The sequence below is a fragment of the Cytobacillus gottheilii genome (assembly GCF_018582665.1).
GTDB classification, from domain to species: Bacteria; Bacillota; Bacilli; order Bacillales; family Cytobacillaceae; genus Cytobacillus; species Cytobacillus gottheilii.
In genome coordinates this window covers 432,283-446,750 of sequence record NZ_CP071709.1, presented here as the reverse complement: position 1 = coordinate 446,750, position 14,468 = coordinate 432,283, and the positions used below count along the sequence as shown (strand labels likewise).

Annotated in this window: 11 protein-coding genes; 2 read left to right on the top strand and 9 right to left on the bottom strand. The window is 38.8% G+C overall.

All coding sequences use genetic code 11. The features are described from left to right. Nucleotides 1–39 precede the first annotated feature (39 nt). Together J1899_RS02300 and J1899_RS02295 are read right to left on the bottom strand one after the other, a co-directional pair. Nucleotides 40–1,407: a GntP family permease gene (locus tag J1899_RS02300; RefSeq protein WP_214477263.1), complete on the bottom strand. Its 1,368-nt coding sequence runs from the start codon at nt 1,405–1,407 to the stop codon at nt 40–42. 59 nt (nt 1,408–1,466) lie between these two features. After that, nucleotides 1,467–2,315 (bottom strand): MurR/RpiR family transcriptional regulator, encoded by an 849-nt coding sequence (locus J1899_RS02295; RefSeq protein ID WP_214477261.1) that lies wholly within the window; start codon nt 2,313–2,315, stop codon nt 1,467–1,469. A 161-nt stretch (nt 2,316–2,476) separates the two neighbouring features. On the opposite strand from J1899_RS02295, the gene J1899_RS02290 reads away from it, so the two are divergent. Together J1899_RS02290 and J1899_RS02285 are read left to right on the top strand one after the other, a co-directional pair. Then, complete coding sequence (locus tag J1899_RS02290) at nt 2,477–3,313, top strand: class II fructose-bisphosphate aldolase (RefSeq protein WP_214477259.1); 837 nt, start codon at nt 2,477–2,479, stop codon at nt 3,311–3,313. A 236-nt stretch (nt 3,314–3,549) separates the two neighbouring features. After that, nucleotides 3,550–4,803, top strand: coding sequence for an anaerobic sulfatase maturase (locus tag J1899_RS02285; RefSeq protein ID WP_246586559.1), 1,254 nt, complete (start codon nt 3,550–3,552; stop codon nt 4,801–4,803). 133 nt (nt 4,804–4,936) lie between these two features. Here J1899_RS02285 and J1899_RS02280 read toward each other — a convergent pair whose 3' ends face one another. The 7 genes from J1899_RS02280 to J1899_RS02250 form a co-directional block, all read right to left on the bottom strand. Then, a complete protein-coding gene (locus tag J1899_RS02280; protein ID WP_214477257.1) occupies nt 4,937–5,704 on the bottom strand; it encodes an ABC transporter ATP-binding protein in 768 nt (255 codons plus the stop codon). Nucleotides 5,705–6,245: 541 nt separating this feature from the next. Further along, a complete protein-coding gene (locus J1899_RS02275) occupies nt 6,246–8,600 on the bottom strand; it encodes an ABC transporter permease (RefSeq protein ID WP_214477255.1) in 2,355 nt (784 codons plus the stop codon). Between the two features lie 350 nt (nt 8,601–8,950). Then, the gene (locus J1899_RS02270) at nt 8,951–9,595 is read right to left on the bottom strand and encodes a nucleoside deaminase (RefSeq protein WP_214477252.1); all 645 of its coding nucleotides are present in this window, start codon (nt 9,593–9,595) and stop codon (nt 8,951–8,953) included. Nucleotides 9,596–9,825: 230 nt separating this feature from the next. Further along, a complete protein-coding gene (locus tag J1899_RS02265; RefSeq protein WP_214477250.1) occupies nt 9,826–11,154 on the bottom strand; it encodes an SLC13 family permease in 1,329 nt (442 codons plus the stop codon). A 107-nt stretch (nt 11,155–11,261) separates the two neighbouring features. After that, nucleotides 11,262–12,251 (bottom strand): hydroxyacid dehydrogenase, encoded by a 990-nt coding sequence (locus J1899_RS02260; protein WP_214477248.1) that lies wholly within the window; start codon nt 12,249–12,251, stop codon nt 11,262–11,264. A 45-nt stretch (nt 12,252–12,296) separates the two neighbouring features. Next, on the bottom strand, nt 12,297–13,205 hold the full coding sequence (gene dapA, locus J1899_RS02255; RefSeq protein WP_214477246.1) for a 4-hydroxy-tetrahydrodipicolinate synthase: 909 nt from the start codon (nt 13,203–13,205) through the stop codon (nt 12,297–12,299). A 17-nt stretch (nt 13,206–13,222) separates the two neighbouring features. Continuing rightward, entirely contained in the window at nt 13,223–14,464 is a 1,242-nt protein-coding gene (locus tag J1899_RS02250) for a four-carbon acid sugar kinase family protein (protein ID WP_214477244.1), read from the bottom strand. Between the last annotated feature and the right edge of the window lie 4 nt (nt 14,465–14,468).

Sequence of the window (14,468 nt, the reverse complement as noted above, 5' to 3'; positions counted from 1 at the left end):
CATCTCCGTTTCTAGTTTATTAAAGAGTATTTAAAAGGTTTATAGTCCTGGTAAAAATCCTTGGAACATACTTAAAATATAAACAACTGTTAATGCAGTTACACCTGACAGGAATCCGCCTAGGCTCCATACCATTAATGTTTCTGTCATTGATAGGCGTCCGAATTTACTTACAACCCAGAAACCAGAGTCATTTGGCATTGATAACCCAATACCACCTGCACAGATCGCTAATCCTAGTAAAACTGGTGATACACCAAGCTCTACAGCCATTGGCCCTAAGATTGCTGATGTGGTTACAAGAGCAACCGTTGCAGAACCAAGGGATGCGCGAAGAATTTGTGAGAATAAGAAAGCAAGCAATAACGCTGGGATACTTAATCCCTGCATTAAATCAATAATTAAATCGCCTAATCCTGTTTCTTGAACAATTTTTCCAAATGCTCCACCGGCACCTGTAATAAGAAGAACCATCCCGCTTTGATCGAAAGCATCTGAGAAAATCGTTTTCGTATCTTCTTTAATATAAGGTTTTAGAACAAACATGGCGGCAATCACACTAATTAACAATGCGACGTTTTTATCACCGATAATGGCAAAGAACGTTGGAACAGCATGTTCAGGATTGTCAGCAAAGAATAGGTTCACAACCGTATTTGATAAAATTAAGACAATCGGAAGAGCCAGCATTGCAAAAGAAAGACCTGTTGAGATTTCTTTTCTGCCAGTATTGTCTTCTGCAACCATTTCATCAGAAACTTCTGAATCATGAAGGCGTCCTTCATTTGTAATGCGCTTCCCGATAAACTTCCCATAGATCACTCCTCCAACAAGAACCGCCGGGATTGAAACAAGAAGTCCGTATAAGAAGAATACTCCAATATCAGAACCTGTTTGGTCTGCTACAACCAATGGACCTGGAGTTGGGATAATTAAGCTATGTGCTGTAATAAGTCCAATTGCTAAGATTGCCACAAAAGCAGAAAGTGAAATCTTTGTTTTCACTGAAAGACTCTGAATTAATTTGTGTAAAATAATAAATGCTGCATCAAAAAATACAGGAATGGATACGGTAATGGATGTTGCCGCTAGAGCGTAAGGAGATTTTTTAATTCCAAATGCTTTAAGCATTCCCGAAGCAATTTTACTAATTGCCCCGGAAGCAGCTAAGTACTGACCAAATATAATTCCGAGACCAATTAGAATACCAACACCCGTTAAAGTACTCCCGAATCCGCTTGCCATAATACCCGCTACATCACGAACAGGTATACTGGATACAAATCCAAGACCTAGGGCAACAACTAAAAGAGAGACAAATGCATCCCACTTGAATTTAATAATGAGCAAAAACAGTGCAGCTAAAGCAATAATAAAGGCAATAATTAAAGCATTTCCTGTTAACATATACGTTTCCCCTTTAGTGAATACATTGAACAGATAGCGTTTTCAATTGTTTCACTTTTTTATTTTTTCATTTTCGTAACAGCTAATCTTGATTTATTAACCGCTTTCTTTATGGTTTCTCCCCCAACCGCTACAACTCTTGTATAAAGAGTATCTAAAAAGGCAAGCTGCACGAGTCTGCTTGTCATCGCATCCGATCGCGTTGCAGTTTCTTGTGCCTGTGTCAAAAGTAAAATATCCGCCATTTTTGCTAGTGTCGTATTTTCATTTGACGTAATCATAATGACAGTCGCACCACTTGACTTAGCCATATGAACCACCTCAATAATGTTGACGGTTTCACCAGAGTGCGAAATAGCAATGACAACATCATTCTCTGTCATTTGGCTTGCATATATCGCCTGATAATGCGGATCTTTCTCTGCCAAAACAGTGCCGCCAATTCTCATAAACTTATGAGCGCCATCTTCAGCAATCGTACCTGAGAGCCCTTGGCCGAAGAAGAAAATTCGTCCAGCTTCAGCGATGAGCTTAACAGCCTCTTCCATTTCTTGTACTACAATCTTTTCTCTTGTCATCGACATCGCTGCCGAAAACTGATCCCCTATTTTCGTAAACACTGTGTCAGCTAAATCTTCCTCCAAGATTGCGGTTTCATTTCCTGCTAAATTAGAGTGCTGATTGGCAAGTTCTTGAGCCAAGGTAACCTTCAGCTCTTGATAACTCGTATATCCAAGCTTTCGATATAAGCGGATGATACTGGGTTCGCTTACATTACTTAATAAAGAAAGCTCATTCATTGATAATAAAAATGGTTTATCGTGTTTCTTAAGTTGATCGATAATTTTTATTTCTGAGGCAGTAAGGGAATCTTCTTTTTGAAGAATTCGCTCTTGAAAACTTAACATCTACACACCTCCATATAAGTTTGTAGTAATAATACTACATAAAAAACGCTTTCACAATAGAAAAAAGTGATTTTTATCACTTTTCGTTCAAAATATCGACAAAAATAGAGTAATATATTACGATATTCTTGTAATTAAACTACATAACAAGGAGATTTGTAATGTTTACTACAACAAAAAAGTTACTTCAACTAGCAGAAGAAACAAATAGCGCAATTGCCGCTTTTAATTGCTATAATGCTGAAACTGTTCAAGCAGCCATTAAGGCTGGCGAACGGGCAAACAAGGGCGTTATCATTGCCTACGGTGAACGATACAAGGATTATATGAATTTGGAAGCCTTTGCCGCATTTACAAAATCGATGGCAGATCAAGCTTCAATTCCAGTCGCACTTCACCTTGATCACAGCTATGAAATTTCTACAATTGAACGTGCTATTGCTTCAGGCTTTTCTTCTGTTATGTACGATGGATCAGCTCTTTCTTTAGAAGAAAACGTGAAAACAACCAAACATGTCGTTGAGATGGCACATGCTGCAGGCGTATTTGTTGAAGCTGAGATCGGATCAATGGCAAAAGGAGATTTCTCTGATGAGGAAGAAGGAGACGGAAGACTAACGGATCCTGACGAAGCGATTTCCTTTGTTAAAGAAACCAATGTAGATTTCCTTGCCGCATCCATCGGAACTGTACACGGCATGTATAAAGGCGAGCCGAAATTAGACCACCAGCTTCTGAAAACGATTGCAGAATCCATTCAAATTCCACTCGTTCTGCATGGAGGTTCTGGAACACCTGAGGATCAAGTATTAAAAGCGATCAATCTAGGTATACGAAAAATCAATGTGAATACAGAAGTATCATTAGCTGCTGTGACTGAAATGGCAACTCAGCTGCAGGCTCAGCCGCAAATTCATTTAAGCAATTTAATGACCGCTGCTCAAGATGTTATGGCTGAGCAGATGTATCAGATTATTGAGCTGTATAAGAATAAGTGATTGGATATTCCGTTATAGATAGCGGTTTGCGGATGTAACGAATCATACTGTACTTAAATACCTAGTAAACAAAGCTCTAAAAAAGACAGGTTGTTTATGCGCCTGTCTCTTTGTTTTATACTCGTATTTAACTTTATAAATTTAACCTCATCAATAGCCATGTGATTAATATCACAGACAAACTCCCTCCATTCACCTAACCTTTTTCTTAACCTGATTTTATAAAGGAGAAGAAGATGATGTCTTATGGAGGAACTGCAACACTCAAACCTGCATTAACATCCGTAATGTGGAAAACCGTTTCTGAAGCATGTAACCTAGCATGCGACTATTGTTACTATAGTCAGTGCAATGGGATGCCGCAGAATATTGGTCGTATAGATGACACTGTTTTAGAAAAATTCATTATTGAATATATGAATATATCAAAAGGGTATGTATCGTTTGTATGGCAAGGCGGGGAGCCATTATTAGCAGGATTAGACTTCTTCAAAAAAGTGGTTCACTTACAAGCAAAATATGCACCAAGAAACACAATTATCAGTAATTCCATTCAAACAAATGGTACGTTACTAAATGCAGAATGGGCTTCATTCTTTAAGGAATATAATTTTCTGGTCGGCGTAAGCTTGGATGGACCAGAAGACATTAATGATGCCAGACGGGTCACGGGTTCTGGTAAAGGAAGCTATAAAAGAATAATGCGCGGAATTGAGTATCTTAAAGAAGCAAATGCAGACTTTAATATCCTAACCGTTTTACATGAGAATAATATTACAAGAGCAGCTGATCTAATGAAATTTTATCAGCAACAAAATTTCCCTTTTGTTCAGTTCATTCCCTGCATGGATTTTCGTGCACAGGAAATTAATAAACCAGGTGTTTTTCTGATTACTCCTAAACAATATGGTGATTTTTTATGCGATATTTTTGACGTGTGGTATAACGATGGTATGCCTCAGACATCCATCCGTTTCTTTGATGACATGTTAGCAGTGTACCTGAATCAGCATGCCGGCCTATGCTCTCACCTTGAAACCTGTCCCAAACACCTTGTTTTAGAACAAAACGGTGACGCATACCCATGTGATTTCTTTATACATGAAGAGTACCGATTAGGAAATGTTGGAGTTGATTCACTGGAAGATCTGCTTACAAATGAATTGATGGAGAATTTTCATGATCTAAAGCCCAACTTACCAAACCAATGCAAGTCTTGTGAATTTCTTCATTTATGTCATGGAGGCTGTCCTCGCAACAGAGTCAAATCCAATAACGAATCCTGCGTCGAGTATTTTTGTGAGAGCCACAAACAAGCGTACCGATATGCACATGAAAGAATGCAAATTGTCGCAACCAATGTAAAGAAAAAGAGAATCCAAGATCTTATTAATGCTGGTTATAAGATGCCAGGGAGAAATGATCATTGTATTTGCGGAAGTATGAAAAAATTTAAGAAATGCTGTGAGCCGTTGTTGGATTTTAACTAATCCTATTAGATATAGAAATGCCTCCCTTTGATCGGGAGGCATTTAATGTATTTGGGAAGACAGTCTCATAATCCGTTTATAGAATCTGCATAGGTCAGTTAATTTCCAGGACATTATTCCGATATCAAAAAAATCATAACCCATTCTCCACTAACCATTTCATAATGCTTTCTTCTCTTCTCTTACTGTTGTCTTGCTGTCCGTCATATTTACTCATTTTCTTCTGAGAAACGATTTTTCCATCTACCATAAACAGGATTCTTTCTGTTTTTGCAGCTACCTTTACATCGTGCGTAACGAGCATGATCGTTGTTCCATTTTGATTAATCTCAGCCAGAATGGCCATAATCTCTTCTGTCGATTTGCTGTCTAAGGCTCCGGTCGGTTCGTCTCCAAAAAGGATATCCGGATTATTGATCAATGCCCTGCATATGCCTGCTCTCTGCAGCTGTCCGCCAGAACCTTGTGTGATCGTATGGTCTGCAAGTTTTTCTATCCCTGTCATCTCCATCAGTTTTTTTGCTTTTTGAATTATTGCATTTTTATCCGCCCCTTTTGTTACAAGTGCATGAAACATAATGTTGTCAATCAGGGACAAGTTCTTTAATAGGTTGATATCCTGAAAGATAAATCCCATTTTTTTCAGTCGGATCTTTGCCAATTCTTCTTCTTTTAGACTGCTGATCTCGCGGCCTTTAAACCTCACACTGCCAGACGAAATACGATCCATTCCGCTGATATTGTATAACAGTGTTGATTTCCCGCTTCCGGATGGCCCCATAACCGATACAAACTCGCCTTTTTCTATCGTCAGGTTTATATCCTTTAAGATCTGAATCTCATTCCCCTTCCCTAACTCTACGGTTTTGGTCATCTCGCTTGCTTCAAGTATATTGGTCATCTATGATTCCTCCCATTCATTTTTTCTTTGCGTCCTGAGATTATTGTGGGGTGTTTCTCTCCTTTTCACGACACTATTTTCTAGATTCTGGATTCTACGAGGGTATTTCTCCCCTTTCCACGACACTATTTTCTAGTTTCTGGATTTCACAGGGGTGTTTCTCCCCTTTCCGCGACACTATTTTCTAGATTCTGGATTATGCGGGGGTGTTTCTCCCCTTTTCACGACACTATTTTCTAGTTTCTGGATTACGCGGGGGTGTTTCTCCCCTTTCCACGACACTATTTTCTAGTTTCTGGATTTCACAGGGGTGTTTCTCTCCTTTTCGTGACACCATTTTCTAGTTTCTGGATTCTACGGGGGTGTTTCTCCCTTTATCGCGACACCAATTTCTAGATTCTGAATTCCACAGGGGTGTTTCCCCCCTTTCCGCGACACCAATTTCTAGTTTCTGGATTCCACAGGGGTGTTTCCCCCTCATCGCAACACATTTTCCAATCACAAAGTGTAAAAGACATACCTCTCCCTTCCCATAGCAATATCAACCTCTTAAAACAACCGATAAATCACCTTTTACAGCAACCCTACAAGATACATATATTGTAAATCCAACGGCTATAAGCAGTGCTAAAGGACAAAGAAGCCACGTCTGCCATAATACCTGAACAAATTCAATTCTTGCCGCTCCCATAGTAGACATAGCCAAACTTACAAGCCATTCACCTAGGAAATCCGAAGCGAGAACACCTATTGTGATCCCCAATAGCAGTACCATTAAAGTTCCTGCCATGTACTGATGGCGAATTTGTTTCAGCGTTATTCCCACACTTCGCATAATGGCAATCTGAGACATATCTTTTGATAAGAGCATTCGAAGGAATAATGCCGTAATTAAAACAGCTATGATCATAGCGATGGATATTCCGCCGATTACCACGATACCCAACTGATCGATGATATTCCCAAGCGTCTGCTGCGTATATTCTTCAATATCATTTACCTGTGCTGAGCTATAAGCATTTTGGTAGTAGTCCATTTTCTCCTGTATATTAACGCCTTCAGCCAAATCCAGACTGACAATATACCAAAGAACAGCTTCTTCATTTACGCCAAGACTGCTATGCGCCTTTGCCGTTTTTCCTCCGTTCGTAATATCCTGATAGATCCCCGTAACGGTTAGCATCTGCTCCTTCCCGCCAGTCCTGACAGTTACTTCATCTCCCACTTTCTTGTTTAATCCGTCTTTTGCAGCATTTGCAAATGATAACGCTATTTCTCCTTCTCTCTCCGGTGCCCTGCCTTCCAGAAATGTTAATGGAAACAAAGAAAAATCCCCTGTTTCAATATTCATAGAGTTCCAGGAACCGTCTGCGTTTTTCACCTGGTAAGAGCTTGTCATATAGGGTGCAAACTTTTCTATATCATGATCATTTTTCAACTCTTCCTGCAGCTTGATAAAGTCTTCTGTAATGGTATCCGTTCTTCGAAGATCGATTCTCACGTCCTGTTTTCCGATCCCCATATAGGTGGAGAACTGAGGTGAATGGATCGTGTTATAAATATTTACAGGGAGTATGATAATAAATGTACATATAATAAAAATAACCAACAGCAGCCTATATAGCCTGAAGCGCTTTGCTATATCCCTCAGTCCCATGTAAATATTCGTGCTGAAGAACTTGTTATTTAGCAGCGGAAAGCTGTATTTCCGAGTCTTTCCGGACTCCGTGATATCTCCACGCAACGCCTCCACTGCCGAGATCTTATCGATTCTTTTCAGTATTGATTTGCAGTACATCACAATCATGAAATAGACAAGCAATGGAGCTATAAGCGAAAGGATGTATTTTAAACTCCCTGTTAAATCAGAGGAAATATAGAGTCTCATATGACTGTTTAATAGATTTACGACAGCAAAGGAAATGAGATACCCAGCCATACCGGCAGCTGCGGAAATGAATCTGTATTTGTTAAGATAGACCTTTTGAATATTTTTTTTGGCTAGCCCTATGGCTTTCATCACACCGATTTCTCTAATATCCTCATCAATCGTTGCCAGAAATGTAAGCCGGATGCAAAGTGAAGCAATCACGATAAGAAGAATACTGATCAATATAATAACAAGCGCAATAATCATATCCGACATGGCATTAAACAACATAAAGATCTTTCCTTCAATGATCGGACCGTTTGCCGGAAGGCCAGCCTCCTGATAGGCATTTTGAATAGCAGCAGAATCACCAGTTTCATTCAGCTTAAATTCAATCAGAAATTCCAATTCCCCAGCCTGCATTTTCAGCATTTCATTATAGTCATCCTGATGAATCACAAATCTTTTCGAAGAAGTAAGAGGAGAATTCATCTCAAAATCCCTTGCATAATCTGAAATGAGAAACTCTTTCTCATACCCGCCGCTTTTCACTGCAATATGATCGCCTATTTTTAAATCATATTGTTCCATAAAATAGATCGGAACAGCTGCAGAACCTTGCTTTACATCCAGCATTTCATTATCAAGATCTAAGATAAAATCAAAATTCTTATTTTGCACCACAAAAGAAATATCCTGTATCGTTCCGGCCATCGTTTGATTTTGACCGAAATGAATATTGCTTCCATCAATATTCTGAAGCACCATTGTTTCCTGCATTGCAATATGGTCACGATATAGTTCGGTGAATCGATCGATCTCTGCCTGATCAAAATCCCCGGCATGCATCACCGTAATGTCTGCTGGCACTGCACGTTCCTGAAAACTTGATATCCCCTGAATCAGATTGGCAATGTTATTAGTTGCACTGGCTGCCAAAATAACAGCCATTGTAATAAATAAGAAGACCGTGATCGTAACCAGCTTATTTCGGTTGAAATCGTTCTTGATCATTTTTAGAAACATTAACTTCTCTCCCTCCTTCACCTTTGTCTGGATTCGAGCTTTCCCCTTCAACACTTTTTCTTCTAACTGCTCTATTAGGTTCCATGATGATAATTCATAATGCTGTAGTAATCATACGAAATGGTATTTATTGGGTACAGATGTTTAAGACTGATTGTTTACTACGACTTGAGCTGTATTTCATTAAGGGAAAGGAGGAAGAGAAGCATAAGGGGAACTAGTTATTAAAGCTGTCAATTACGAGGGTTTTGCTAATAACATTTTGCTGATGTACTTGCGCAGAAAAAAAGAAGCCTGCCACAAAACTCATGGGAAGCTTCCTTATTAATTAGAACCTCTTCAGACATAAATTAGACTTGCATAATTTGATGAAAGTCTTTTATAAACATCTCGAATACATCCTCAATTTTTAAATTCCGTGCGTTCTTTAATTTTTCTGCCTCCACCCACTCTTCCGCCATTTTAATGATCTGCGGGTAATCCTCTGACATTAATTGGTGAACAGGCTTCGCTTTTTCGTAATCAATACTTAAATCAAAGTACACATTAAGGAGGATTGATAATTGTTCAAGATACATGATTGGTCCCTCTATATTTATTGGCTTTCTGCTTAGATATGGTGTTGTATCTTTTAAATTTGTACTGCCGCCATATTTATCCTTCGCAGCATATTTAAGATTGCGTATTCCACTCATGTAAAATGCACTAAAACATAATGGACACGGTTCTAAAGTTGAGTATAATACATAAGAATTAACATTCTTATGTATTCTGTTGTCTAGTTCTAATAATGCATTTACCTCTGCATGTGCCAATTCATTATGGGATATAACCGTATTCGATAATTGATTGAACGTCGCACATTTCCCTCTTGAAACAATATTCCCTTTGTCATCAAAGACTATTGCCCCGACCGGTTTAGAACCTTCTTGGAACGACTCCCATGCTATTTGAAAACATTCCTGCCATTCATTTGTAAAATCTGTCCATTTCAAGTGAACCACTCCATATTGAAAATAATCATAAAGATAGGAAGATCGATTAACCTTTCTAAACTTTTTATATTCAATAGATTAGAAGTAATATCCTTCCATAAAAAATGAAAAAAACCTTATATAAATCATTCCGGAATAAAATGAAAAGAGCCAGTTCTCACAACGAAAACTGACTCTTAGAAAGCTCCATGGTTTTATTTAAGTTAAAGATTAAAAGTATTGTACTTTTCTTAGAAAAAGACCCACAAAGTACTGATGCTTAACGTTATGATTAATAGAATTAATAACGGTCCGCCAATTTTAACAAAGTCCATGAATTTATATCCTGCAGGAAGAATTTGCATATTTACCGCTGTACCATAGTGAGTGGCAATCGCTAAATTCGAACAAGCTGCAATAACAATAACCCAAGGAAGTGGACTAATACCTAGAGAAAACGCTATTGAAATGACAATTGGCGTAAGCATTGCAGCTGCCGCATTGTTCTGCATGATGTTCGTCAAGATACTTGTCAATACGATAATGACAACTGTTAATACTGCAATAGAGGCAGTTTCTCCACCAAATAGGGATAGAACAGAGTTTGCAATAAGTTCCCCGCCGCCTGAAGCATCTAAACCAGCTCCTAATCCGGAAATGACACCTATTGTAATTAATATGTCCCAAGGTAGATTAGCAAACGCTTTCTTTGCAGACACAGCCTTAGATCCTAATACAATCATTGCTCCAACCAGACCTATAATTCCAATATTCAAATAGTTATTAAATGGTTCAAAGCCAGCAATCAAGAAGAGTACAATACAAAGAATCATCGTATATAAGACAACTCTGCCTTTCCACTTAGGTACACCGTCAGCTTTATCTTGAAGTACATCTTGTGAAGCGGTGGCGTATGCATTCCCTTTATCAAAGTCTGGACTCTCTGGTTTTAAAGCCCATTTTAAAATTGGGTAACCAATCGTTGCCCAATAAAGAATTTGTACAATAGCAACAGGAAGCATGACTTTCGTCATATCAAACATGGCCATTCCCGCTTCAAAACCTTCATACCCTTGGAGAATAGCATTTGCTGAAAGCTGCGATGTTGATCCAATCAGCGTGCTTCCTCCACCAATAACAGCAGCTGTTCCTGCTACAAATATAACCATTTTCGAGCGGATACGTCCCAATGATCCTGCAGCAACAGCAGCGATAATTGGCATCCAAATCGCAACTGAACCATTATTACTCATAAATGCAGACATTACAGTACAAATAATAGCGACAGTTATGATAAAACGTCTTTCCGTTTTTGCCAAGAAACTGTTGCCTATTCTTTGCCCAATTTTTTGAGCAACACCTGTTTCAAATAATGCATCGCTGACAATCAGCATCCCGACTACCATTGGCCAGCCTGGTGAACTAAAACCTGAATATACAGAGGATAATTCCATTTCAGGAATAAAGAACGCCATTGCTAAGGAACCAAAAATAGCTATTACACTCATTGGCAATTTATTAGAAATGAATAGTATTATTGTTATAATCGATATGATTATCGCAATATAACTCGAGTCCATTGTGCAGCCTCCTTTTAGTTAAGATACTAGCTGGAAATTAGGTTTTTCTATAAGTTTCAGAGAGAATACAAATACATTTTGCACCTGTATTCTCCTACTATTAAAATCTATACTTCTTCCCACTCAGTACCTTCCCATTTTGGATGGTTATAGACGGCTGGGTCTGCAACATATGGCCACTTTTTGCCATTAACGATTGCCAGACATCCTTCTACACATGATGTAGCCATCTTTATTACCGCTTCACGAGTTTGGGCCGCCGAGTGCGGACTAAGCACTAAATTAGGACAATGTAACAAAGGATCATCTGCCCCTAGTGGTTCATTACAGAATGCATCAAAGCCAGCTCCTGCAATCGTTCCATTATTAAGCGCTTCCACTAAGTCGCCTTCATTTACAATTCCGCCGCGGCTTGTATTGATAATGAGTGCTGTTTTTTTCATCGTTGATAGTTCTTTTTTTGATATCATATTTTCGGTTTCTTTCGTAAGAGGAACATGTACAGAAACAATATCACATTCCTCCAGCAATTTCCGATAATCTCCAAAGTATTCAATGCCCATTTTTTCGGCATCCTCTGGTTTTAAGAAAGGATCGTATCCAGCAACATTCATACCGATCCCTTTACAAATTTTTGCTGTTTCTTGTCCAATGGAACCTAACCCAATGATCCCTACTGTTTTCCCTTGTAATTCAAAAGCCTTCTTCAGTCCCCGCACTTCCCAATTTCCGGCGACCAACTCTACTTGCCCTTCAAATAAATTTTTCGCTAAGGAAAACATTAAAGCAACTGCGTGTTCAGCAACACTGCGGTTGTTAGCTCCGGGTGTTATTACCACAGGAATTCCATGCTTGGTTGCCGTTTCGACGTCCACAGTATCGTAACCAACACCAGTACGGCCGATTACCTTTAAGTTCGGACTATTCTCGATAGCGTTTCCATCGCACTTTGCAATTCGCACAATTAAGGCATCAGCATCTTTCATCTCATCTAAGTAATTATTGGGGTCTTGATTATCTGCAACATAAATATCAGCTATACCGTCAAGCAGTTCCATCCCTTCAGATGTAACTGCTTGTGTCATAACAAATTTCATGCTGTACCTCCTCTTATTTGGATCGGGTCCATTTATATAAAAATATTAATTCATGCCTCTTTCTTTATTTTCGCTCAATACTTTTTCTAACGCTGCAACGCCTTCATCACTTAGATAATTGAAAGGACGGCGGCAATCTCCAACTGGATAACCTAGTAATGATACTGCTTTTTTCACTACAGTGTTAGGGTTTCCGTATTGGAATACCGAACGGAAACTGGCAATGGAATCTTGTGCCATTTGCGCTTCTTCTAATTTTCCTTGTTTGAACAGATTATAGATGGAAGACAGTACTTGAGGGTACACATTAGAACAGCCAGCAATACCACCAGTACCGCCTTCTTTTAAGCAAGGCAGAATAAGAGAATCATTACCTGATAGAACATAAAAATCTTTCTCTAATTCTCTTGTCTGATGAATATAAGCTTTCAGATTGTCCCAGTCACCGCTTGAATCTTTCGCCCCTACAATCACATCTACATCTTTCGCTAATTTAGCCACTGTTTCCGGCAAGAGTTTATTTCCAGTACGAGCAGGGATATTATATAGAACAATTGGTACGTCTACATGTTTCGCTACTTCAACAAAATGATCGTAAAGTTCTTTCTGAGAAGCTAGAGCAAAACTAGGAGTAATAATTGATAGAATATCGGCTCCTAATTCCTGTGCCTTTACACTCATTCGCACTGTATCTTTAGTAGAGATCAGTCCAGAACCAGCGTATACAGGAACACGGCCTTTCACCTTATCAATGGTATATTCTAAAACTTCGACTTTTTCAGCCTCACTTAGGATATAACCCTCCCCATTCGTTCCAAAAGGAAAGATCCCGTGTACCCCACCGTCAATTTGCCGATCAATTTGGTTTCCCAGCTCTTCTAAATTTACACTTTCGTCCTGTTTCATTGGTGTTAAGATCGGGGAAATAATTCCTTCTAATTTAATGTTTTTCATATGAAAACACTCCTTTTTTATTTCAGAATCTTATCAGCTATTCTGCAAAAAACATCTTCAGTGCCGAAGCCGCCTGATTTGGATATGACTTGCTGTTCTTTCCCATTATGTTCAATAATGGATAAAACAGCACCCTTCTCGATTTCGCATAATAGTTTAATTTTCGTGGATCCGATTACATTTAAGAAACCCATCAGCGTATCGCCGCCTGTCATCAAAATGGTGCAATCCTTCTCGCTATTCATGATTTCTTCAGCAAGATGTCCATGAGCTTCGGCAATAGCGAATCTTAGACTTTCTTGAGGTTTATTGTCTTTTTCATTTTCATTTATGACGTCCTCGAATGTATCAACTATGACTTTGTTATTTTCCTGACTGATTTCCAGCAGCTCTTTAATAAATGTTTTTCCTTCTGGGCTATTAAAATAATTCATTGGGCTTTTTTGCCGAAGGGTTAAGCGCTTACGATTAAAACCGTGCTTTTCAGCATAATCCAATTGTTTTCCCGTTATCTTATTGAGACTGCCGCATGCTATATACAGTCCTTCTGTTTTCCGATAAGATGCCGTTTCCGTACGATTAAAGGAAAGGATATTCGCTAATCGATCTGCCAGCGCAGTACACCCAGCAAAATATTTCACTGTATTATTTTGCATTAATTCATTCAAACGTTTATCTATATCATCTACAGTGCTCGAGTCACACACTAGAATGCTAGTTTGATTAATTGTATCCCAGTCGATTGCTTCTTCACTGGTGATCACATCCACAGCAATGTCGCTTTGATCCTTAATAATATCGGGTATAAATGATTTTGTGACTGGTTCAAAAGGATCCTTGCCAAATACACTGTGTTCTAATAATTGACCTGAAATATAACTCGTTCCCTCTTTTATCACTCGATCAATTTCAGGATGCGCAGGTATAAAGAAAAGTGTTTCATCTGGGTAAGAGTCGCAAACAGCCTGGAGCTCTGATCCAATATTCCCGCGAAGGGCCGAATCCGTTTTCTTGAAGATCATCTCAATTCCTTGTTCTCTCGCCCAATCCGAAATCTTCCTAACAGATTCATAAGCCGCTTCTTTTGATAGAGGTCTAGATTCAGTGTCTATGACCAAAACCTCTGTATTTGAGGGGATTTCATCCATTTTAAAATTAAAGTTACTGAAAACCTGTGTAGAAATCCCCTTTTCTGCAAATTGAATACCAGTGTCAAGAGCTCCGGTAAAATCGTCAGCGATAATCAGTAATTTTACCATTTTT